Annotated in this window: 16 protein-coding genes; 10 read left to right on the forward strand and 6 right to left on the reverse strand. The window is 64.0% G+C overall.

What is annotated here, in order from left to right; all coding sequences use genetic code 11:
• Window positions 1–147: 147 nt before the first annotated feature.
• Window positions 148–2,232 carry a 3-hydroxyacyl-CoA dehydrogenase NAD-binding domain-containing protein gene (locus P0D84_RS10320; protein ID WP_408335726.1) on the reverse strand — a complete coding sequence of 695 codons (2,085 nt, stop codon included), beginning with the start codon at window positions 2,230–2,232 and terminating at the stop codon, window positions 148–150.
• A gap of 148 nt (window positions 2,233–2,380) precedes the next feature.
• On the reverse strand, window positions 2,381–4,072 hold the full coding sequence (locus P0D84_RS10325) for a 3-(methylthio)propionyl-CoA ligase (protein WP_408339766.1): 1,692 nt from the start codon (window positions 4,070–4,072) through the stop codon (window positions 2,381–2,383).
• A gap of 233 nt (window positions 4,073–4,305) precedes the next feature.
• Between P0D84_RS10325 and P0D84_RS10330 the strand changes: the two genes are divergently transcribed.
• The 5 genes from P0D84_RS10330 to P0D84_RS10350 all read left to right on the forward strand — a co-directional run bounded on the left by P0D84_RS10330 (window position 4,306) and on the right by P0D84_RS10350 (window position 8,325).
• The gene (locus P0D84_RS10330; protein ID WP_408335729.1) at window positions 4,306–5,862 is read left to right on the forward strand and encodes a protein adenylyltransferase SelO; all 1,557 of its coding nucleotides are present in this window, start codon (window positions 4,306–4,308) and stop codon (window positions 5,860–5,862) included.
• A 147-nt stretch (window positions 5,863–6,009) separates the two neighbouring features.
• On the forward strand, window positions 6,010–6,432 hold the full coding sequence (gene msrB / locus P0D84_RS10335; protein ID WP_408339768.1) for a peptide-methionine (R)-S-oxide reductase MsrB: 423 nt from the start codon (window positions 6,010–6,012) through the stop codon (window positions 6,430–6,432).
• 256 nt (window positions 6,433–6,688) lie between these two features.
• Window positions 6,689–7,219, forward strand: coding sequence for a septation protein A (locus tag P0D84_RS10340; RefSeq protein WP_091794362.1), 531 nt, complete (start codon window positions 6,689–6,691; stop codon window positions 7,217–7,219).
• A gap of 1 nt (window position 7,220) precedes the next feature.
• Window positions 7,221–7,535, forward strand: coding sequence for a BolA family protein (locus P0D84_RS10345; RefSeq protein WP_408335732.1), 315 nt, complete (start codon window positions 7,221–7,223; stop codon window positions 7,533–7,535).
• Between the two features lie 10 nt (window positions 7,536–7,545).
• Complete coding sequence (locus P0D84_RS10350; RefSeq protein ID WP_408335735.1) at window positions 7,546–8,325, forward strand: peptidylprolyl isomerase; 780 nt, start codon at window positions 7,546–7,548, stop codon at window positions 8,323–8,325.
• A 184-nt stretch (window positions 8,326–8,509) separates the two neighbouring features.
• On the opposite strand, the gene P0D84_RS10355 is transcribed toward P0D84_RS10350, so the two are convergent.
• The 3 genes from P0D84_RS10355 to purL form a co-directional block, all read right to left on the reverse strand.
• Window positions 8,510–9,802, reverse strand: coding sequence for a HipA domain-containing protein (locus P0D84_RS10355; protein ID WP_408335738.1), 1,293 nt, complete (start codon window positions 9,800–9,802; stop codon window positions 8,510–8,512).
• Window positions 9,792–10,079: a helix-turn-helix domain-containing protein gene (locus P0D84_RS10360; RefSeq protein WP_408335741.1), complete on the reverse strand. Its 288-nt coding sequence runs from the start codon at window positions 10,077–10,079 to the stop codon at window positions 9,792–9,794. Before P0D84_RS10360 ends, P0D84_RS10355 begins: the two co-directional genes overlap by 11 nt.
• 240 nt (window positions 10,080–10,319) lie before the next feature.
• Complete coding sequence (gene purL / locus P0D84_RS10365) at window positions 10,320–14,408, reverse strand: phosphoribosylformylglycinamidine synthase (RefSeq protein ID WP_408335744.1); 4,089 nt, start codon at window positions 14,406–14,408, stop codon at window positions 10,320–10,322.
• Between the two features lie 360 nt (window positions 14,409–14,768).
• On the opposite strand from purL, the gene P0D84_RS10370 reads away from it, so the two are divergent.
• The 4 genes from P0D84_RS10370 (at window position 14,769) to pgi (ending at window position 22,023) form a co-directional block, all read left to right on the forward strand.
• Complete coding sequence (locus P0D84_RS10370; RefSeq protein ID WP_408335746.1) at window positions 14,769–16,577, forward strand: M35 family metalloendopeptidase; 1,809 nt, start codon at window positions 14,769–14,771, stop codon at window positions 16,575–16,577.
• Between the two features lie 340 nt (window positions 16,578–16,917).
• A complete protein-coding gene (locus P0D84_RS10375; RefSeq protein WP_408335748.1) occupies window positions 16,918–18,216 on the forward strand; it encodes an FAD-dependent oxidoreductase in 1,299 nt (432 codons plus the stop codon).
• Window positions 18,217–18,465: 249 nt separating this feature from the next.
• Window positions 18,466–20,055, forward strand: a complete 1,590-nt coding sequence (locus tag P0D84_RS10380; protein WP_408335750.1) for an NAD(P)H-hydrate dehydratase — start codon at window positions 18,466–18,468, stop codon at window positions 20,053–20,055.
• 345 nt (window positions 20,056–20,400) lie between these two features.
• A complete protein-coding gene (gene pgi / locus P0D84_RS10385; protein WP_408335753.1) occupies window positions 20,401–22,023 on the forward strand; it encodes a glucose-6-phosphate isomerase in 1,623 nt (540 codons plus the stop codon).
• A 192-nt stretch (window positions 22,024–22,215) separates the two neighbouring features.
• Here pgi and P0D84_RS10390 read toward each other — a convergent pair whose 3' ends face one another.
• The gene (locus P0D84_RS10390; protein WP_408335756.1) at window positions 22,216–22,902 is read right to left on the reverse strand and encodes an ABC transporter ATP-binding protein; all 687 of its coding nucleotides are present in this window, start codon (window positions 22,900–22,902) and stop codon (window positions 22,216–22,218) included.
• Here P0D84_RS10390 and P0D84_RS10395 point away from each other — a divergent pair.
• The gene (locus tag P0D84_RS10395; protein WP_408335759.1) at window positions 22,901–23,605 is read left to right on the forward strand and encodes an arylesterase; all 705 of its coding nucleotides are present in this window, start codon (window positions 22,901–22,903) and stop codon (window positions 23,603–23,605) included. The two genes, P0D84_RS10390 and P0D84_RS10395, sit on opposite strands and share 2 nt — an antisense overlap.
• Window positions 23,606–23,686 lie beyond the last annotated feature (81 nt).

Genomic DNA, 23,686 nt, shown 5'->3' on the forward strand with positions numbered 1-23,686 from the left:
GCGCTTTAGCGCCTACTCTGGTCCCACAGCGCCTACTCTGGTCCCATCCAAGTCGGTTGGTACTTCCAGATGTTGATGGTGGGCACTTGCGGATCGCTCAGCCGCCCACGTCACTCATTTCACTCATTTCGCCCTGGCGGCGGTGATTCAGCCGTTGAACCCACGGCCCTTCGCCGCAAGCTCGACGATGCTCGACGCCAACTGCCACGCGTCGCCATTCGGCCGCGACGCATAGCGGCGAATCGCGCGCTCGACGTTGTAGAGGCCGACCGTATCCGCGTACAGCATCGGGCCGCCACGATAGAGCGGGAAGCCGTAACCGGTCAGGTAAACCATGTCGATGTCCGACGCCTTCGACGCAATGCCCTCCTCGAGAATCTTCGCGCCTTCGTTGACGAGCGCAAACACCAGACGCTCGACGATTTCCTCGTCGCTGATCTTGCGGCGCTCGGCGTTGGCTTCCTTCGAGAACGCCGTAATCATCTCGTCGACCACTTTCGACGGATACGCAGTGCGGTCGCCCGCCTTGTAGTCGTACCAGCCGCCACCGGTTTTCTGCCCGAAGCGCCCCGTCTCGCACAGCCGGTCGGCGATCTTCGAGTAGTGCATGTCCGGATGTTCCTGATAGCGGCGCTTGCGGATCGCCCAGCCGATGTCGTTACCGGCCAGATCGCTCATGCGGAACGGGCCCATCGCAAAACCGAACTTCTCGATGGCCTTGTCCACTTGCGCGGGCAATGCGCCTTCTTCGAGCATGAAGAGTGCTTGACGGATGTACTGCTCGATCATCCGGTTGCCGATAAAGCCGTCGCACACGCCCGAGACCACCGCGGTCTTCCTGATCTTCTTCGCGAGCTTCATGACGGTGGCGAGCACGTCTTTCGCCGTCTCCTTGCCGCGCACCACTTCGAGCAGCTTCATCACGTTGGCCGGGCTGAAAAAGTGCATGCCGACCACATCCTGCGGACGCAACGTGTACGCGGCGATCCTGTCGACATCCAGCGTCGAGGTATTCGATGCGAGGATCGCGCCTTGTTTCGCCACTTCGTCGAGACGCTTGAACACCTGCTCTTTGACGCCGAGTTCTTCGAACACCGCTTCGACGATCAGGTCGGCGTTCTTCAGGTCGTCGTAGGAAAGCGTCGGCGTGATCAGCGCCATGCGCTGTTCCAGCACCTCTGGCTTGAGCTTGCCTTTCTTGACGGTCGCTTCGTAGTTCTGGCGGATCGTGGCGAGGCCACGGTCGAGTGCTTCCTGCCTTGTTTCCAGCAGCGTGACCGGAATGCCCGCGTTGATGAAGTTCATCGCGATGCCGCCGCCCATCGTGCCGGCACCGATCACGGCGACCTGTCTGATCTCACGAGCAACCGTATCGGAAGGCACATCGGGAATCTTGCTCGCCGCGCGTTCGCCGAAGAACGCATGACGCAGCGCATGGCTTTCCGGCGTCTGTACGAGCGCGATAAAGCATTCGCGTTCGAAGGCAAGGCCCTTGTCGAAACCGTTTTGCACGCCCGCTTCCACGGCGTCGATGCACTTCAGCGGCGCGGGGAAATTCTTCGCCATCGCCGTGACGGTATTGCGCGCGAACTGGATGAAGCCAGCCGCATTCGGATGCTCGATCTTGCGCTCGCGCACCTTCGGATGCGGGCCCACTTTCGCGCCGACCTTGCGGGCCAACGCGAGCGCCGCTTCGGCCAGATCGCCTTGCGCCACTTCGTCGAACAAACCCGAGTCGGCCAGTTTCTCCGACATCACCGGCGCACCGGAGACGATCATGTTGAGCGCGGCTTCGAGGCCGATGGCGCGCGGCAGACGCTGCGTGCCGCCCGCGCCCGGCAGAATGCCGAGCTTCACTTCCGGCAGCGCGATCTGCGCGCCGGGTGCGGCGATGCGGTAATGCGCGCCGAGCGCCAACTCCAGCCCGCCGCCCATTGCGACGCTGTGAATCGCGGCAACCACCGGCTTCGCGCTGCCCTCGACGGTCTTGATGACCGTGGCGAGCGTCGGCTCCTGGGTCGCCTTCGGCGTGTTGAATTCGGTAATGTCGGCACCGCCCGAGAAGGCTTTGCCCGCGCCTGTCAGCACAATCGCCTTGATGGCCGGATCGTTCTGCGCGCGCTCGATCCCTTCGACGATACCAGCTCGCGTCGAGAGGCCGAGGCCGTTTACGGGGGGATTGTTCAGCGTGATGACGGCCACGCCGTCATGAGTTGTGTAGTCCACTGCCATCTGCCTGTCTCCATGCGATGAGGCGGCGCATGACGCGCCGCCCGTCCCAGTTCACCGAGCCACAGAAAGATCGACTCGTGAGTCGAGCCATTCTGCGACTTTCCCGGGGTCAGCAGGCAGAATACACAAAAAAGCACGCTCGTTCAATTTATCCTTGGACGGGGTTTCCCCTGGCGAGCGGCGTGAGTGGGCAATCCTTTTCGTCTGCGAGCGCGGACGGCAGGATATGGTCGCGGAAGGTGTCGCGCAGCTTGAGTTTCTGCAGCTTGCCGGTGGCCGTGTGCGGCAGTTCGTCGACGAAGGCGACGTCGTCGGGAATCCACCATCTGGCGACCTTGCCGTCGTAGAACGCGAGCAGTTCTTCGCGCGTCACGTCGAAACCGGCTCGCTTGACGACTACCAGCAACGGCCGCTCGGTCCACTTCGGATGCGCGCAGGCAATGCACGCGGCTTCGGCCACCGCGGGGTGCGCGATGGCGACATTCTCGATGTCGATCGAACTGATCCACTCGCCGCCCGACTTGATCACGTCTTTCGAGCGATCCGTGATGTGCAGAAAGCTGTCACGGTCGATGGTGGCGACGTCGCCGGTCGGAAACCAGCCGTCCACGAGCGGCGAGTCGTCCTTGCGGAAATACCGGTCGATCACCCACGGCCCGCGCACGTGCAGATCGCCGAACGCGACACCGTCCCACGGCAGATCGCGGCCGTCTTCGCCGACGATCTTCATATCGACGCCATACAGCACATGGCCCTGCTTCTCGAGCAGTTTGCGCTGCTCCGCCAACGGACGCTGACTCTGTTCCCACGTCAGTTTCGACAAGGTACCGAGCGGTGACATTTCGGTCATACCCCATGCATGGATCACCTGCACGCCGTACTCATCTTCGAAGGCGCGCAGCATGGCCGGCGGACAGGCTGAGCCGCCGATCACCGTGCGATTCAGCGAAGAGAAACGCACCTTGGCCTCGCGCAGATAGCTGAGCAAGCCGAGCCACACGGTCGGCACGCCGGCCGAATACGTGACGCGTTCGGTTTCCATCAATTCATACAGCGATTTGCCGTCGAGATCCTTGCCGGGAAAGACCAGCTTCGCACCGGTCAGCGGCGCGGAGTGCGGAATGCCCCAGGCGTTCACATGAAACATCGGCACGACTGGCAGCACGGAGTCGCGCGCGGACAGGCTCATGGCATCGGGCAGCGCTGCGCCGAACGCGTGCAGCACCGTCGAGCGATGCGAATACAGCGCGCCCTTCGGATTGCCGGTGGTGCCGGACGTATAGCAAAGGTACGACGCCTGCCGCTCGTCGAGCTGCGGCCATTCGTAATGGCCGTCCTGTGCGTCCAGCAACGTTTCATAGCTGAGTGCCGGTGATTGCATCTTCGGCACATGGGCTTCGTCGGCCAGTGCGATCCAGCCGCGCACTTTGGGACACTGTGGCGCGAGACAATCGACGAGCGGCGCGAACGTGGTGTCGAACAGCACGTAGGCGTCGTCGGCGTGATTGACGATGTAGGCGATCTGGTCGGGAAAGAGACGCGGATTGATCGTGTGGCACACGGCGCCGAAGCCGGTGATGCCGTAATACGCTTCCAGATGGCGGTAGCCGTTCCAGGCCAGCGTGGCCACCCGCTCGCCGGGCTCGACGCCGAGCGCGATCAGCGCCTGCGCCAGCTGCTTCGCGCGCTTTTCGCAGTCGCGGTAGGTGTAGCGATGCACGTCGCCTTCGATGCGCCGCGACACGATCTCGGTGTCGCCGAAATGCCGCGCGGCATGCGCGAGCAACGAGGACACAGTGAGCGGCACGTCCATCATCTGGCCAAACAGCGGCGTCGTCATCGTCATAAAGAGAACTCTCCTCGCCTTGTGCGTCATTGGGGTGCAGCTCGGGGCCGTGCGGCGCGCACCGTTGGTCGCAGGGGACGTTGCGGTGGCTCGCGTGGCGCGTTTTGAAGCGGCGCAGGCGCACTCTGGCGGGAGACGCCCGGGACACAGGCGGCGTCGGCCTAAGGGCCGGCCAGCAGCGCCGCGGGCGCCGACTTACAATATCGGTTAATCCAGAGGCGCTCAACATGTCGTTTTCCCCAAGCATTGCAGGGTTATCCGGGCCTTTATCGGCTCTCTCCGACGCACTCGTTACTTCGCCCGAAAGCGCGTTTGCGCGACTCGGCAGCGCGTTTCTGACGCGCCTGCCCGCGGCGCCGCTCAGTGCGCCCTACCTGGTCGGATTCTCCGAAGAAACCGCTGCGTTGCTCGGTTTAGCACCGGGCCTCCAGAACGATCCGGGCTTCGCCGAACTCTTCTCCGGCAACACAACGCGCGAGTGGCCTTCCGCAGCACTGCCGTACGCGTCGGTGTATTCGGGGCATCAGTTCGGCGTGTGGGCCGGCCAGCTCGGCGACGGCCGCGCGCTCGGTCTGGGCGAAATCGAACACCACGGCCAACGCTTCGAGCTGCAACTCAAAGGCGCGGGCCGCACGCCCTATTCGCGCATGGGCGACGGCCGCGCGGTGTTGCGTTCGTCGATCCGCGAGTATCTGTGTTCGGAAGCGATGCATCACCTCGGCATTCCGACCACGCGCGCGCTGTGCGTGATCGGCTCCGACCAGCCGGTGCGCCGCGAGGAAGTCGAAACCGCGGCGGTTGTCACGCGCGTGGCGCCGAGCTTCGTGCGCTTCGGGCACTTCGAGCATTTCTATTCGAACGATCGCGTCGACGCACTGCGCGCGCTCGCCGATCATGTGATCGAACGCTTCTATCCGCACTGCCGCGAAGCCGACGATCCGTATCTTGCGCTGCTCGATGAGGCGGTGAGGTCGACAGCCGATCTGATGGTCGAATGGCAAGCTGTCGGTTTCTGCCACGGCGTGATGAATACCGACAACATGTCGATCCTCGGTCTCACGATCGACTACGGCCCGTTCGGTTTCATGGATGGTTTCGACGCCGGCTACATCTGCAATCACTCCGACTCGCAAGGCCGTTACGCGTACAAGATGCAGCCGCAGATCGCGTACTGGAACCTCTTCTGTCTTGCACAGGGCTTGCTGCCGCTGCTGGGCGTTCAGCATGAGGAAAGCGTACGCGGCGACAAGTCGATCGAAGACGCGCAGCGTGTGCTCGGCGGCTTCAAGGACCGTTTCGCGCCGGCCCTGGAAAACCGCATGCGCGCCAAACTTGGCCTCGAAACCGAGCGCGATGGCGACGATATTCTGATCAACCGCCTGTTCGAAGTGATGCACGCAAACCGTGCGGATTTCACGCTGACATTCCGCAATCTGGCGCGTATTTCGAAGCACGACGCGAGCGGCGACGCGCCGGTGCGCGACCTGTTCCTCGAGCGCGCCGCGTTCGATGCGTGGGCGAACGACTACCGCGTGCGCCTGTCCGAGGAAACCCGCGACGACGCCGCGCGCGCCATTGCAATGAACCGTGTGAACCCCAAATTCGTACTTCGCAATCATCTGGCGGAAACAGCGATCCGCCGCGCGAAAGAGAAGGATTTCTCCGAAGTGGAGCGTTTGGCGGCCGTGCTGCGCCGCCCGTTCGACGAACAGCCGGAACACGAGGCGTATGCGGGGCTGCCGCCGGATTGGGCCAGCTCGCTGGAAGTGAGTTGCTCTTCGTGACGCCGAGTCGAACTCGCTTGAATCAGCTTTGAATCCACTTGAACACGCTTGAATCCGCTGAATCCGTGTGATGAGCCAAATCTCCCTGAACACTTTGCAGCCCCGAATGCAGCCCCGAAAAACAAGCCCGAGACAGGAACCCCAATCATGAACAAACCTGACGACATCAAGACCGACGCCCCCGCCGTGCAAAAAGATGAGGCCGAATGGCGCAACCAGCTCTCCGACATCGAATACCAGGTGACCCGCAACGCCGCCACCGAGCGCCCCTTCACCGGCCGCTATCACGACCACTGGGACCGCGGCATCTATGACTGCGTGTGCTGCGGCACGCCGCTGTTCGAATCGGATACCAAGTTCGACGCCGGTTGCGGCTGGCCGAGCTACTTCAAGCCGATCAACGGCGAAGTGATTGCCGAGAAAACCGACCGCTCGCACGGCATGCTGCGCATCGAGGTGCAGTGCAAGAACTGCGGCGCGCATCTGGGCCACGTGTTCGAAGACGGACCGGCGCCGACCGGTCTGCGTTACTGCATCAATTCGGCTGCGTTACAATTCGAGCCCAAGTAACGCAGCGCGGAGTTCGGCGCCGGATGAAGGGTGTCCCGGCCGGCGGGCGCCTAAGGGCGCCAAAGTGTGTCACACACTGCCCGCCGGCCACGATACCCTTCATCCTGCTTGCAAACCGGACAATCCGGCGCCGGCAGTCACAGTGCGAATGGCTAGCGCCACGCACCGGCCCGCCGCGGCGGGTTCAACCAGCCACCCATCACGGCGCATCGCGTCCCTCTTTCTCCGACCCACTCTCCGAATTCCCGACCAGATAATGAAATTCCTGTTCGATCTGTTCCCGATCATCCTGTTTTTCGTCGCCTTCAAGATTTGGGGCATTTTCACGGCGACGGCAGTGGCGATCGTCGCCACGCTGGTCCAGATCGCGTGGGTGGCCTTCCGCCACCGCAAGGTCGATCCAATGCTATGGGTGAGCCTCGGCGTCGTCACCGTATTCGGCGGCGCGACGCTCGTGCTGCACAACGACACCTTCATCAAATGGAAACCGACCGTGTTGTACTGGGCGTTTTCGGTCGCGTTGATCGTCTCGCAGTTGGCCTTCAACAAGAACCTGATCGAAGCGATGATGGGCAAGCAGATCACGCTGCCGCACGCGATCTGGGGCAAGCTCAATGTCGTCTGGGCGATTTTCTTCGTGCTGCTCGGACTGGTTAACCTGTTCGTCGCGTATAACTACACGACCGATCAGTGGGTCAATTTCAAGCTGTTCGGCGCCACTGGATGTCTGGTGGTGTTCATCGTCGGACAGAGCTTGTGGCTGTCGAAGTATATGAAGGAAGAATGACATGACAAGCGATGTATTCATGCACGCCACCACCGCGGAACGCGCGGCGTTGATCGAGGCGCGTCTCACCGCGGCGCTCGCGCCGATCGCCTCGATCCAGATCACGGATGACAGCGCGCAGCACGCAGGCCACGCAGGCGCCTCCGCCGGCGGTCATTTCAGTGTCACGATCGTGGCGGCCGCATTCGCCGGCAAGGCCCGCGTGGCGCGGCATCGCATGGTGTATGATGCGCTGGCCGATGCCATGCAGCGCGGCATTCACGCCCTTGCAATCACGGCGTATACGCCCGAAGAATTCGCTTTGTTGCCCCGCTAGGAACCTTTCGATGACCTTGAAGAAAACCCGCCTTTGGGTATTGCTGGCTGCCTTTGCGGCCGCACCTGCATTCGCACAGAACATTGCCGTCGTAAACGGCACGCCGATTCCGAAAGCGCGCGCCGATGCGCTGATCGATCAACTGGTTCATCAGGGCCAGCAAGACACGCCGCAGTTGCAAATGGCCGTGCGCGAAGAGCTGGTGAACCGCGAAATCCTGATGCAGGAAGCGCTGCGTCGCGGCCTGCCGAATCGTCCGGACATCAAGGCGCAAATCGCCGTGGCGCAACAAACCGTCGTGCTGCGCGCGCTGATCGAAGACTTCGTGAAGAACAACGCGCCGACCGACGCCGAGGTCACCGCGCGTTACAACTCGCTGATCAAGGACGCGGGCGGCAAGGAATATCACCTGCACCACATCCTCGTCGACAACGAACAGCAGGCGAAGGATCTGATCGCCAAGATCAAGGCCGGCACGAGCTTCGAAGACCTGGCCAAGCAATACTCGAAGGACCCGGGATCGGGCAAGAACGGCGGCGACCTGGACTGGTCGGACCCGAAGGCCTACGTGCCTGAATTCGCGGACGCGGCCACGCACCTGCAGAAAGGCCAGATGACCGACACGCCGGTGCATACGCAATTCGGCTGGCACATCATTCGTGTCGACGACGTGCGCAACGTCACGCCGCCGCCGCTCGAGCAAGTGCGTCCGCAGATCGTGCAGCAGATCCAGCAGGAAAAGCTGCAGGCGTTCGAAGAAGGTCTGCGTAAGAACGCGAAGATTCAGTAAGCGTTGTTTGCCTGCTGCTTCGCAAAAGACCGCCCTTGTGGCGGTTTTTTTTATGCTCCGTCTTGTTCAGCGTTTCAGCTCCCGCGCTAACCGTTTTCGATGCATAAAACAAGGCCCTGTTCAGCCATCGACTGAACAGGGCCTTGTTTATGTGGAATCAACTAACTCAGCAAGAATGCCGGTATCACTTGCGCAGTGCCCTGCTCATCTCTGCAAGCGGCATGGCAACGATCGAGTCGAGCAACCGGACTTCGCCGGCATTCGGCTTTGCGACCTCGTCGACGGCTCGCCGGGTGTCCGCGACCCGGGTGCCGACAACGGCCAGCATTTCGTCCAGCAATTTTTCCGAGCCTTTGGGCGCGAGGCCAAGCGCTTCGCCGAATGCCAGCATGTTCTTTCTGGAAACGTCCGCGAACTGAGTGGCCGCTCCGATCGGCATTGTCAGATCGCACTGCGGCCAGCGGTCCCGCTGTTGCGGCTGATAGGTCGGCGTATGGTAGACGACTGTGCTGACCAGATCGTAAAACGGCGCCAACCTATAGCCTCGGGCGTTGACGAAGAACGAGAGGTTTTTCAGGTGGGAATCCGCGTTGCCGATGAGCACGTTGAAGACCGCCCAGCGGAATATATCGAGACGTGCCATTGCCCGCGTGCCTGTCTTTTCAATCGCATCCCTGAGTACCTGCGCCGTGGCGTTCTGGTATTTGAAGTTGCGGTCGTAGTTCAACAGTTGCATCGCGTCGACCGTATGCAAGCGCCGAACCGGCTCAGCGGCCGTATCGCGGTCGAAGCGGTCGATCACATAGCAGGCCGAGGGCACGCGCATAAAATGCGTAGGCGGCACGCGCACGCCCATCGCTCGTGCCAGCTGCATGCAGAAAAATTCATTTATCGCTGAATGAGGATAGCCGGTGCTTCGCATGTCAGGCTTGAGCAGATGCATTGACGGCTCATTGCCCACGGGCTCAAAGAGCTGGTAGTTCGGCGCGTCGCCTTGCAAGGACAGCAGCAGTTTTTGTTGGGCACCCGCTGCGGACATGCGCTTGGGCGCGGTAGCGGTGAGCGCTCGTTGCGGCATGGCCTGAATGCGAGCCTCCAGGTCCACGTACGACAAAGGCTGCAGACCACCGGAAGCTTCCTGTTCGCCCTCGGCGAGGAGCGTCAAGGCGCCTGCCGACTCCCGGCCGTAGTACGCAAGCAGCCCCCATGCATCGCTCGCATTGACTTTGGCTTCGCGAGCGAGCGCCGTGCGCATCTCCTCTTCAGGCAAAAGATTGTCGAAGAACCATTGCACCGGCCGCTGGCTCGAGCCATCGACAAAAGGTTCTGCATGCAGAGGGAAAGCGGGTGAAAGCACGAACGCGTCTTCGCGGTCGAGCCAGGTTTTATCGTAGGTAAATGACCAGATACCGCCCTCATCGCTCACCACGCCAACGCGCTGGCCATTCGCGTAGGCGACGAGCGTTCTAGCTGCCATGAGTCACCCGCCGGCGATGGCGCGGTTGGGTGGCGAAGCCGGGAGGAATGTCTACGGACACCTGCGCGCGCAGGACAATGCCCAGTTCGCCGAGCAGGTGCAGCACCTTGCCGATTTGAGCCGTCGGCTTACCCGCCTCGATATGCGTGATGAACTTTGGCGACAGACCCGTGGCGATGGCGACGTCGTCGCGCGTCAGCCCCTGTGCAAGCCGTGACGCCCGCAACAGATCACCCAACACCGTCATGTTGCTGATGAAAACGTCAGATTGCCCCATTCTTCGCCCCTCGCGTTCGTACCCGCTCGGGAACATTATGCCATCAGACGAAGCTGGCGGCGCGAATTCGTACCCGAGCGGGAACCAGCGAGGCGTCGTGTATGCCAATATCGAGCTTTCGTACCCGAGCGGGTACGAAGAGGGTGGATTGGGATATATGGGGCTCTCTCGTACCCGAGCGGATACGGATCCGGCATCAGCCTGCCGCGCGTAAATAGCGCAGCAGACTGCCCGCCTACCTCAACCCAACCAGCGCCGTGCGTTCTGGAACACGCGCAGCCACGGGCTCGCGTCCGTGCTGCCCTCGCCCCAGCCTTCCGGATGCCAGCTCATCTGCACCGCACGATGCACGCGCTCGGTATGCGGCATCAGCACGCTGAAGCGGCCATCGGGTGTCGTGACCGACGTGATGCCGTTCGGCGATCCATTCGGGTTGAACGGATACTGCTCCGTTGCCTGACCACGGTGGTCCACGAAGCGCATCGCAACGGCCACCTTCGACGCATCGCCTTGCTGCGAGAAGTCCGCGTAGCCTTCGCCGTGGGCGATTGCAACCGGAATGCGCGAACCTTCCATGCCGGCGAAGAAGATCGACGGCGACGCCTGCACTTCGACCAGCGAGAAGCGCGCTTCGAATTTTTCCGATTTGTTGCGCGTGAACTTCGGCCAAGCTTCGGCGCCCGGAATCATCGAGGCGAGACTGCTCATCATCTGGCAGCCGTTGCAGATGCCCAGCGCAAACGTATCTTCGCGGCCGAAGAACGCCGCGAACATGTCGGCCAGTTGCGAGTTGAAGCGGATCGCCTTTGCCCAGCCTTCGCCGGCACCCAACGTGTCGCCGTACGAGAAGCCGCCGCACGCCACCGCACCGGCGAAATCCGCCAGGTTGGCGCGACCGGCCAGCAGGTCGCTCATGTGCACGTCGTGCGCGTCGAAGCCGGCGCGGTCGAATGCATAGGCCGTTTCGAGGTGCGAGTTCACGCCCTGCTCGCGCAGGATCGCGACACGCGGACGCGCGCTCTTGCCGACGAATGGCGCAGCCATGTCTTCAGAGGGATCGAACGTGAGAACCGGCGAGATGCCCGGATCGGCCGCGTCGGAGAGCGCATCGTATTCGGCATCGGCGCACGCCGGGTTGTCGCGCAGACGCGCAATACGCCAGCTCACCTCACTCCACGTGCGATGCAGTTCCGTGCGCGGCGCTTCGTAGATCTTCTTCGCGTCGCGATAGATTTCGATCGCGTCGCGCTCGTTGGTCTTGCCGATCACGTGCGAGCACGCCGACAGACCCTGTTCACGCAACGCGCCCAGCACCGCGTCGCGGTCCGCCGCGCGCACCTGAATCACGGCGCCCAGTTCCTCGTTGAAGAGCGCGCGGATCGTGCGATCTTCGCGGCGGCCGCTGGTCTGCTTCGCCCAGTCTTTCGCGTCGCCGTAATCGGATTCGTGATTCGGATCGAGCACCAGCATGTCGACATTCAGCGACACGCCGACGTGACCCGCGAACGCCATTTCGCACACCGTCGCCCACAGACCGCCGTCAGAACGGTCGTGGTACGCGAGCAGCTTGCCGTCGCTGTTCAGCGCCTGGATCGCCGTGAAGAAGCGCTTCAGGTCTTCCGCATCGTCGACGTCCGGCACCGTGTCGCCGACCTGCTGCGTGACTTGCGCGAGGATACTGCCGCCGAGTCGATGCTTGCCGCGGCCGAGGTCGATGGCGATCAGCACGGAGTCGCCCACGCCGTCCGTTCCGCTCGCGCGGCGCAGTTGCGGCGTGAGGTGGCGGCGCACGTCTTCAACCGGCGCGAATGCCGAGATGATCAACGAGACCGGCGCGACCACTTCCTTCGCCACGCCACGGTCTTCCCACTTGGTGCGCATGGACAGCGAATCCTTGCCGACCGGAATGCTGATGCCGAGCGCCGGGCACAGTTCCATGCCGATCGCCTTGACCGTGTCGTACAGCGCCGCGTCTTCGCCCGCTGCGCCGCACGCGGCCATCCAGTTTGCCGACAGCTTCAATTTGTCCAGCGACGCGATCGGCGCCGCCGCGATGTTGGTGACCGCCTCGCCGACCGCCATGCGGCCCGAGGCCGGTGCGTTGATGACCGCCAAAGGCGTGCGTTCGGCCATCGTCATTGCTTCGCCGCGGAAGCCCGCATAGTCCATCGTGGTGATGGCGACGTCGGCAACCGGCACTTGCCACGGGCCGACCATCTGGTCACGCGCGGTCGTGCCGCCCACCGAGCGGTCGCCGATCGTGATCAGGAACGACTTGCTGGCAACCGTCGGGTGACGCAGCACGCTCACCGCCACTTCGGACAAGGCGATGCCGGTGACATCCACAGGCTCGAGCTTCTGCTCGACGCGCTTCACGTCGCGATGCATGCGCGGCGCCTTGCCGAGCAGCACTTCCATCGGCATGTCGACGGGCTCGTGTGCGGCGTCGTGGTTCGATTCGGAGTCGATCACCTTCAGTTGACGCTCGGCCGTGGCCTTGCCGACCACCGCGAACGGGCAGCGCTCGCGCTCGCACATCGCTTCGAAGGCCGGCAGATCCGCCGGCGCAATCGCCAGCACGTAACGCTCTTGTGCTTCGTTCGACCAGATTTCGCGCGGCGACAAACCGCTCTCTTCCAGCTGGATCTTGCGCAGATCGAAGATCGCGCCCTTGCCCGCACCGTCCACCACTTCCGGGAACGCGTTCGACAAGCCGCCCGCGCCGACGTCGTGAATGCTCAGAATCGGGTTTTTCTCGCCGAGTTGCCAGCACGCATTGATGACTTCCTGCGCGCGACGCTCGATTTCCGGGTTGCCGCGCTGGACCGAGTCGAAGTCGAGTTCAGCCGTGTTCGTGCCAGTCGCCATCGAGCTGGCCGCACCACCGCCCATGCCGATGCGCATCCCCGGACCGCCGATCTGGATCAGCAGCGAGCCTTCCGGCAGATCGTGCTTATGCGTGTGCTGATCGGAAATATTGCCGATGCCGCCAGCGATCATGATCGGCTTGTGATAGCCGCGCACCAGACCCGCGACGTTCTGCTCATATGCACGGAAATAGCCGCCCAGATTCGGCCGGCCGAATTCATTATTGAACGCGGCGCCGCCGAGCGGGCCGTCGATCATGATTTGCAGCGGCGACGCGATGCGGTCGGGACGGCCGTACGCTTCGTGCTTGTCGTCCGGATTACGGTGCGCGAGCGGCTGCGCTGCATCGCGGGCGTTCTCCCATGCTTCGACGCCGTCCGGCAATTCCAGATTCGACACCGTGAAGCCCGCCAGGCCCGCCTTCGGACGCGCGCCGCGCCCGGTCGCGCCTTCGTCGCGGATTTCGCCGCCCGCGCCGGTAGAGGCGCCCGGGAATGGCGAGATCGCGGTCGGGTGGTTATGCGTTTCCACCTTCATCAAGGTGTGCGTCAATTCGACGTTGCGGCGATAGTGCTCAGGCATGGCGCCGGGTTCAGCCGGCGTGCGCGGGAACCAGCGCTCGGCCACGCCGCCCGCCATGATCGCCGAGTTGTCCGAATACGCGACGATCGTGCCCTGCGGGTTCAGCTTCTCGGTGTTGCGGATCATGTTGAACAGCGAGATGTCCTGCTTCTCGCCGTCGATGGTCCATTCCGCGTTGAAAATCTTGTGGCGGCAGTGCTCGCTGTTGGCCTGCGCGAACATCATCAGTTCGACGTCTGTCGGGTTGCGGCCGAGTTTGGTGAATGCGTCCACCAGGTAGTCGATTTCGTCGTCGGCGAGCGCGAGGCCCAGTTCCGTGTTCGCCGCTTCCAGCGCGCCGCGGCCGTTGCCGAGCACGTCGACGGTTTGCAGCGGCTTGGCCGGCAGTTCGTCGAACAGATGCAACGCGTGGTCCCGCGAGGGCGAAACACTTTCGGTCATGCGGTCGTGCAGCGCCGCGGCGACGGCCGCGCGGGCTTCGTCGGAGAGCGCCTTCTTGCCGCCCAGCAGGCCGCTCTTCAGCGTGACCGTGTATTCGATGCCACGTTCGATTCGCCGAACCTGCGTCAAACCGCACAGATGAGCAATATCGGTTGCCTTGCTGGCCCACGGCGACACCGTGCCGAAGCGCGGCACCACCAGGAAAGTTTCGGCCGTGCCGCGCTCTCTGGTTTCTTCGAGCGGATCGCCGTAATGCATCAGCGCCTCGATCTTCGCGGTGTCTTCCGCGGAAAGCGGGGTTTGCGCGTTGACGAAGTGCAGATACTGGCCGCGCACGCCGGTGATGTTGGCGTCGATGCGCGTAAGCGTTTCGAGCAGGCGGGTTTGACGGAAATCGGAAAGGGCCGAAGCGCCGGGGAAACACGAGAAGTGGGCCATGGACTTGACGTTGCGTCGCTAATGATGCCGATGAGTGATGCCGATGAGTCGCGCGTGAAGGCGACGTGAGGCGCAAAGGAAGTCCGGGATTATACCCCGGGAACGCACTTCCGGCGGCCATGGGACGTGTCCGGGCGGCCGCGGCCGCGTGCTCGCGAATGGGGACGCCCGACTGCCGCGTGCTCGTGAATGTGTTCTCCCGATACGACATCGGGTCGACATGCCGATGCTTTAATCGACGCGCAAGTGGGGCAATTCATTCGCCCGGACGCGTCGGCGGCGCTGCGCATCGCGGCGGCGCCCCCCGATGCGCGAACACGTCCGCCACGCGAACCGCAAACTCATTCGAACAGGCATGTCATGAACGTCAACCGCTATGGCAGTACCGCTCAGACTTCGTATCCGCCGGCTTTGATGCAGCCGCCCCCGGGCATGGGCGCCGCACTCACGCGGACGACGCCGCGCATCTATGCGCCGGACGAGACGCCGCGCGCGCCGCTTGGCAATGCGGCAGCCGGGCTCCCACGAGGCGAGCCGGACGGCCGGGCGCCGAGGATTGGAGGCGGGCCTCAGCCGCTTGAACGCATTGGCGGAAAAGCGGTGCTGGATAAGCTGGACGATTCGGGTAAGCGGGTCCAGGACGGCAAAGGCAATCCGGTTCGCGACACGTGGGACGCGGATGGGCGGCACACTCGCGACAGCGTGAGCGCCGACGGTACGCGGATTCGCGACACGTGGGACGCGGACGGCAAGCGCACCCGCGACAGCATGGATGCCAACGGTACGCGTGTTCACGAGACGTGGGGCGCGGACGGCAAGCGCACCCGCGACAGCGTGGACGCCAACGGTACGCGTGTTCACGAGACGTGGGACGCGGAGGGCAAGCACACCCGCGACAGCGTGGACGCCGACGGTACGCGTATTCACGACACGTGGGACACGGACGGCAAGCACACCCGCGACAGTTGGGACGCTGACGGCGAACACATCCACGAGAGTTCAAACGAAAGCGGAAAACACGTTCGCGACAGATGGGATTTGAGCGGTAACCATATACGCGACACGTGGGACGAGAACGGCAACCACATCCGAGACGTCTGGGACGCGGACGGCAAGCACAAACGCATCGTCTGGCACGAAAACGCCAACAACATCCCTCCTGCGATGGACGCCGACGGTCTCACGTCCGGCTCCGCAGGCCGCAACGAACATCCGCTGCCTCGACCCGTGGTCGGCGACGCTCCGGCGTCGTCGCCGCTCCCGGGCAATGGCGGCGGCAACCCGCCTTCGGAACCTGTCGGCGGAGCGGGTGGCGGTGAACCCTCCTCGCCCATCGGCGGCGGCGGTGGCGCCCAACCCTCCGGGCCCATCGGCGGTGGCGGCGGTGGCGGTGGCGGTGGCGGTCAACCCTCCGCGCCCATCAGCGGCGGCGGTGGCGGTCAACCCTCCTCGCCCATCGGCGGCGGCGGTGGCGCCCAACCCTCCGGGCCCATCGGCGGCGGCGGTGGCGGTGGCGGCGGCGGTCAACCCTCCGGGCCCATTGAAGACGGCGGTGGCGCCCAACCCTCCGCGCCCATCGGCGGCGGCAGTGGCGACATCCAGGTGCCCGACAACAACACCGGTTACACAAACTACGATCAACCCGCCCCCGGCTCCGCGCGCACCCCGGCGCTGGTCGGGCTCACGCCGGAGCAAGGCGGGATAGTGACCAGCGCCTATCAACACGTGAAGCGCATGATCGACAGCGCGCTCGACAAGCTCGAATCCGGTCACCCGGACGACAACTTTTCGCGCTGGTTCGGCAACCCGACTCAGCGGAATGTGCAGAAAGTCGAACAGGTTCTGACCCACATGCAGCACGCCATGTCGCACGACCAGTTCACCTTCGTCCTCGGTGCGCCGCACGACAACTCGGAACTGGCTCACGTGCAATCGAATTCGCCCCATCAGATCAACCTGAAGCCGCACTTCTTCGATCACGCGTTCGGCGCCAATACCCCGGAGGCGACGATCGCCCACGAGCTGAGCCATTTCCCGTACATCGGCAACACGAAGGACCACCTGTATGGTCCCGCCGCCGTCGCCAACCTTGCGGCACGGAACAGCGACATCGCCACCGACAACGCCGAAAACTACGGCATGTTCATTCGCGCGCAGGCAACGGCATGAGCCTCGTGAGCGGCACCGGCATTCACCGCGGCCACGACGGGACGCCGATCTAGATCCGAGCGAAGTGCGGCTGTCGGCGAAACAAGGCGATGGTGCCGACGGCGGCATTGCTGCCCACGCAGGACGAGGCCGCACCCCGTGCGTTCCCGTCCCCTCGACTCGCGTCAGCCGCGGCCGCACCCGCACGCCGCGCGTGGCAGGCGAGCCGGTTTGACTGCTATCATTCGCCCTTTCACCAGATCGGCGCGAGCGGCCTGAAGCAAGCCGGGCAGCGCGCCGCATGTCACGCCCAACGGGCACGCGCGGCTTCGGCGTCCCGTCGGCAAATCGAATCAGAAACATGGATGTCATTGTCATCGGCGGCGGGATTGCGGGCGTCGCCACCGCTTATCAATTGCGCGCGGCCGGCCACCGGGTATGCGTCGTCGAGCGCCACGCCACCGTCGCGCAAGGTGCGACCTATGGCCACGGCGGCACGGTCCTGCCCACCCCGCTCGACGTCTGGTTCGGCCCGACCTTCATGGCGAGCCGTCACAACGCCCGCAACGGCGTAATCAGCAAGACCGGCTTCAACGGACCGGCGCGTCAGTTCGTCAAGCAACTGACGGCGTTGCAGGAACCGGAAGCGTTCAGCCGTCAATACGGACGGTTGCGCCCGCTGATCGAATTGTCGCGTGACGCCATGGCCGACGTCGAAGCGCGCTTCGGGCTCGAATTCGAACAGGCAAGCGGTCTGCTGTATCTGGTGCGCTCGGCGCAGGAGTGGGAGCAGACCCGGCCGGCGCTCGATCTGCTGCATCAATACGAAGTCCCGCACCATGTACTGATGCCCGCCGAATGCGCGGCGTTCGAGCATTCGGTGCGCGTCGAACCGGCATTCGCCGGCGGCGTGCTGTTCGACCAGGAGCGCACGGCCAATTCCCCGCTGTTCGCCAAGCTCCTCAAGCAGACGCTCGACAACCAGGGCGGCGCGCAATTCATGCTCGGCTGCGAAGTGTCGGCGATTCGCCTCGAAGGCCAGCGCGCCGCCGTGGAACTGGCGCCGCGACCGGGCGCGGCCTCCCGTTCGCGCGAAGTCGACGTGATTCACGCAGACGCCGTGGTCGTGGCTGCCGGGCACGGCAGCCTCGCACTGCTCGAGCGCCTCGGCTTGCGGCTGCCGCTGCATCCGCTGCGCCTGCACACGCTGGTGGCGCCGATCGCGCATGAGGAATGCGCACCGCATGTGGCGATCGTCGACGCGGTCAAGCGGATTGGCATTAGCCGGATGAACCATCGTCTGCGGATCGCGGGCGGTGCGGTGTTGCAGAGTGCGAGCCAGCTCGACAAGCCGCTGGGCGAAGCGGTCACCACGGAAGCGCTCGCGCTGCTCGGCCAGGCGACTCACGACTGGATTCCGGGCGCGGCACGGATTTCGGCGGCCTTGCCGTGGGAAGGCGTCAAGCTGCTGTCGCCGGATGGCTTGCCGGTGGTCGGCAACGTGCTGCATCCACGGCTGTTCGTCAACGTCGGCCACGGCCCGGCGGGCTGGGGCCTCGCCTGCGGCTCGGGCAAACTGATCGCCGACCTGATATCGGGCCAGCCGCCGGGCGTCCCCGAAGACACGTTGGCCGCGCTGCGTGCGGATCGGTTCCAGTAAAGGACGGCCCTGCGGGCTGGAAGACCGGGAGGCGGAGGGCCGGTAGGGGTCGTCCAGGCCGCAGGCCAATGTCGGTCGTTTCCCTGCGATCCGCGATCGCAGTGACCCGCTGCGACCACCCGGTGCAGCGAGCCTCGGGAACTGCTCACTGCGACACCCGCGGGCGCGCGCCTTGCGCCTATCGGCACTACCATACGGATTCCCCAAGCTCCCTCGCCTTGCCCAAGGTGTGAACCGCGAAGCGCCGCCATGACAGAAGCCGACCTCACCCCGCCGACACTCATCAGCCCCCACACCCGGGCGCTGCCCCTGCTGACGCTCACCGATCTGCGGATCGCCGAATCCCAGGCCATGGCAGGGTTGCCCGAACACACGCTGATGTCGCGCGCCGGCAAAGCTGCGGCAAGCTTCCTGCAAGAGTTGGTCACCCGCGACTCCTCGGTCGAAAAATCGAAGCAGAAAGTGTGGCTCATTGCCGGCCCCGGCAATAACGGCGGCGACGCGTTGATCCTCGCGACCCAGTTGCACCAGGACGGCATCGCGGTGGAACTCTGCATGCCGGTCGACGTGAAACCGGACGACGCCCGCTGGGCGCTCGACACGGCCCGCGCGGCGGGGGTTGCGATCACGTCGACACCGCCCGCTTCGCTCGACAGCTACACGTGGCTCGTCGACGGCATGTTCGGCATCGGTCTCACGCGTGAACTCGACGGCGTCTTCGCCGCCATCGCCCGCCAGTTGTCGCAGCGCGCGACAACCCGGCCCAGAAAAGGCGGCGTGCTGGCGCTCGACGTCCCCAGCGGCCTCGACAGCGACACCGGCACGATAATCGGCGGCAGCGACGGCGTCGCGGTCCATGCCACCCACACGATCAGCTTCATCGGCGCCAAGCCAGGCCTGTTCACCGCACAAGGCCGCGATCTCGCCGGCACGGTCATCGTCGCGCCGATCGGGGTCGACAGCGGCAAGCGCACGGTCGTGCAACTGAACGCGCCCGAACTGTTCGCCGCGTTCCTGCCGCCGCGCGATTTCGCGACCAACAAGGGCACGTTCGGCAGCCTCGCCGTGGTCGGCGGCGACACCGGCATGTGCGGCGCGCCGATCCTCGCGTCGCGCGCCGCACTGTACACCGGCGCAGGCAAAGTCCATGTCGCGCTGCTCGGCGAGGGCGCCCCGCCCTACGATCCACCGCACCCCGAACTGATGCTGCACGCCATCGACGATCTGCCGCTCGACAAGATGGACGCGCTCGCGGTCGGCTGCGGCATGGGTCACCGCGAGCGCGCCACTCAGGTGATGCATGACGTGCTGCAGCTCGATGTGCCCAAGCTGTTCGATGCGGACGCGCTGAATCTGATCTCGAAGGACCCGTCGCTCGCCGCCGAAGTCACCGCGCGCGGCGTGCAAGGCGATCCGTGCATCCTGACGCCTCATCCGCTCGAAGCCGCACGCCTGCTCGGCACCGACGCGCCGGGCGTGCAACGCGACCGGCTCAGCGCGGCGCGCGCGCTGGCCGCGCGCTTTGCCAGCGTCGTGGTGCTGAAAGGCACCGGCACGATCATCGCCGCGCCGGACGGCCGCCTCGCGATCAACCCGACCGGCAACGCCGCGCTCGCCACGGGCGGCACCGGCGACGTGCTCGGCGGCATCATCGGTGCGCTGCTCGCGCAGCATCTGCCGCGCTACGAAGCGGCGTTGGCGGGCGTCTACCTGCACGGCCTCGCCGCCGACACGCTGAGCGCGCAGGGCCACGGTCCGGTCGGTTTGACCGCGGGCGAACTGGCGCCGATGGTGCGTAGCTTGCTCAACCGGTTGTTTTATCCGGCAGCAGACCAGTGATGCCAAGCCACCCGCGCCAATGGCGCAAACCTTGCTGAGCCACATGGGCTGATCGGGTCAGGACACCTTGGGCCGCTCATCCCAACTTTTGCGCCGGCTGCCAAACCGCTGCCGCCCTTCACACAACGCCGCTATACTGAATGACTGCGCCGCGCGTCGGATTCAGCGCGGCTTGCGACGAAATTTCAGCGAGCCGGTTCGATCTCCGGGCGGGCTCGCGGAGTTTCCCCGCAAGCCACCCACGAACCCGGCCGCGCGGCATCGCTCTAACAGCATCGTTTGCATCATCCTCGGCAGCGCTTCACGCGCGCGCCATCCTTCGTGCCCCTTCGTTAGACGGACGCTATGACCCAGAACTCGCTCCCCTCCTGGTCCTCGCTGCAAACGCATTACGAGAAGATTCGCGATGCGCACATGCGCGACTGGTTCGCCCCCGAGAACGATCCCGCGCCTACCCGTGCTGAGCGCTTTGCGTTCGCGGGCGGCGGTCTCGCGGCCGATTTCTCGAAGAACCGCATCACCGACGAAACCCTGAAACTGCTGGTGCAACTCGCGCGCGAAGCCGGCGTCGAGAAACGCCGCGATGCAATGTTCGCGGGCGAAATCGTCAATCCGACGGAAGGTCGCGCCGCGCTGCACACCGCGCTGCGCGCCAGCGACCCGAAGGCACCGTTCCACGCGCAGATCCAGGCCGAGCGCGCGAAGATGGCGGCCTTCGCCGACAAGGTCCGCAGCGGCGAGTGGACAGGCTATACGGGCAAGCGGATCCGCTATGTCGTAAACATCGGCATCGGCGGCTCGGATCTCGGGCCGAAGATGGTCGTGCAGGCACTGCATCACCTGGCCACGCCGGAGATCACTACGCACTTCGTGTCGAACGTCGATGGCGCGGATCTGTACAACGTGATGCAGCAGATCGATCCCGAAGAAACGCTCGCGATCATCGTCTCCAAGACCTTCACTACGCTCGAAACGATGACCAATGCGCGCTCGCTGCGCGACTGGTTCGTCGAGAAAGGCTGCCCGGAAAACGCACTGGCGAAGCACTTCGTCGGCGTGTCGGCGAACCCGGCCGAGGTGGTCAAGTTCGGCATCGCGAAAGAGAACGTGTTCGAGATGTGGGACTGGGTCGGCGGACGTTATTCGCTGTGGTCGGCGGTGGGTCTGTCGATCATGATCGCGATCGGCCCGCAACAGTTCGGTGAACTGCTGGCCGGCGCCAACGAGATGGACCAGCATTTCCGCGACGCGCCGCTCGAGAAGAATCTGCCCGTGCTGCTCGGCATGATCGGCATCTGGTATCGCAACTTCTTCGGCTCGCAAAGCTATCTGGTCGCGCCGTATTCGGAAGCGCTGCATTTCCTGCCGTCGTATCTGCAACAACTCGAAATGGAGAGCAACGGCAAGTCAGCACGTCTGGATGGCGTGATGGTCGACTATCCGACCGCCGCCGTGACGTGGGGCGAACCGGGCACGAATGGTCAGCATGCATTTTTTCAAATGCTGCACCAAGGTCCAACCATCGTGCCGATCGACTTCATCGCCGTGCTGACGCCGGAGCATCCGCTCGTCAGTCATCATCCGAAGCTGCTGGCGAACTGCTTCGCGCAGAGCGAAGCGTTGATGCTCGGCCGCACGCTCGAAGAAGCGAAGAAGGTTGCCGGCGCGGACAAGCCTGACCTCGCGCCGCACCTGGTGTTTCCGGGCAACCGGCCGACCTCCACACTGCTCGTCGAAGCGCTCACCGCGCGTTCGCTTGGCGCATTGATCGCGCTGTACGAGCATAAGGTGCTGGTGCAGGCATCCGTGTGGGACATCAATCCGTTCGATCAGTGGGGCGTCGAGCTAGGCAAGATCCTCGGCAAAGTGGTCGAGGCGGATCTGACCTCGGCAAGCGTCGATGAGAAGAAGCATGACTCGTCGACGTCGGCGTTGATTGCGCGGGCGCGTGCTGCGTTGAAGCGGTGAGACGTTCGTTGAGATAAAAAGCGGGCCTTTGCGGCCGGCTTCAGACTGCTGACCAACCCCACGTTTTTCGGAGCGTGGGGTTTTGTTTTTCAGGCGATTCGAATGTTGCCGCGCGACGCGTTGCTTCACACGAAGAAGGCCGGTGCTCTGGCCCAGTGACTATTGATGGCCTGAACGGCACGCAGTCCGTTCTCAGGCCAACCGTCCCGCGTCGATCGTCACCGTCGTATCGCAGCGGCGGGCGAGCTCAATGTCGTGCGTGACGAGAATCAACGTGGCGCCGTTCGCGCGGTTCATCTCGAACATCAAATCGATCACTGCATGACCGGTTGCGGCATCGAGGCTGCCGGTCGGCTCGTCGGCGAACAGGATTGCCGGATGCGTAACAAACGCGCGAGCGAGGGCGACTCGCTGCTGCTCACCACCCGACAGCAGCTTCGGATAATGCCCAGTGCGCTTGCCAAGACCCACCTGCTCCAGCAAACCGCGCGCGCGCGCCGCAGCCTCACGCGTGCCGATGCCGCCTTGCAGTTCGAGCGGCAAGGTGACGTTTTCGAGCGCCGTCAAATGTGGCATGAGTTGAAACGACTGGAACACGAAACCGACCGAGCCGCTGCGTAACGCGGCGCGCTCGTCTTCGTTCAGATCGGTGAGTTCGCGGCCGAGCAGCCGAACCGAGCCCGAGCTCGCGCTGTCCAACCCTGCGAGCAAGCCAAGCAGCGTAGACTTGCCCGACCCGGATGCACCGACGATCGCCACACTGCTGCCGGCATCGATAGCAAGATCGATGTCCTCGAGAATCGTCAGTTCGCCCGTTGCATCCTTAACCTTCTTGCACAAACCCCGCACTTCAATGACTGGATCAGTTTTGTTTAGCATGGTGAAGCTTAGGTTGAAAGTGCGCGCCGTGGCGCCCCGCGCGCCGGCGCTAACTACGGCATTCGGCTCGGCCGTGCTGGCCGCAACCTTGTTTTCGCTGCCCTTCCCAGCCGATGCGGCCAACGCGCCCGAACCGGCCAAGCCGGTGATCGTCGTACTCGGCGACAGTATCTCGGCCGAGTACGGCTTGCTCCGCGACACTGGCTGGGTTGCCTTGATGCGCCAGCGCCTCACCGACGAGCGAATGGATTATAGCGTCGCCAATGCGAGCATCAGCGGCGACACGACAAGCGGCGGACGGGCCCGCTTGCCGGCGCTACTGCAACGTCTCAAGCCGAGCATCGTGATCGTGGAGCTCGGCGCCAACGATGCGTTGCGCGGCGTGCCGCTTTCCACCACCGAAGACAACCTGCGTACGATCATCGAGCAGACTCAGCAGAGCCACGCGAAGGTTGTACTGGTTGGCATGTACGTGCCGCCTAATTACGGCCCCGACTACACGCAAAAGTTCCATGGCTTGTACGGTGAACTGTCGAAGCAATTGAAGGTGCCGCTGGTGCCCTTCCTCCTCGCTGGAATCGCCGACAAACCCGATATGTTTCAGGCCGATCAGTTCCATCCCACGCAGCAGGCACAGCCAGTGCTACTCAACAACGTGTGGCCGGCTATCAAGCCACTCCTTCGCACAAGTTCGCCGCACTGAAAAGCTCGCTAACAACTTGTTTCCGGTAATTGGGAACACGGATCGGCAAGGTCAATCTGACACTTTCGTAATCCCGTGTAA

It is taken from the genome of Paraburkholderia sp. RL17-337-BIB-A, assembly GCF_046025895.1.
GTDB classification, from domain to species: Bacteria; Pseudomonadota; Gammaproteobacteria; order Burkholderiales; family Burkholderiaceae; genus Paraburkholderia; species Paraburkholderia fungorum_C.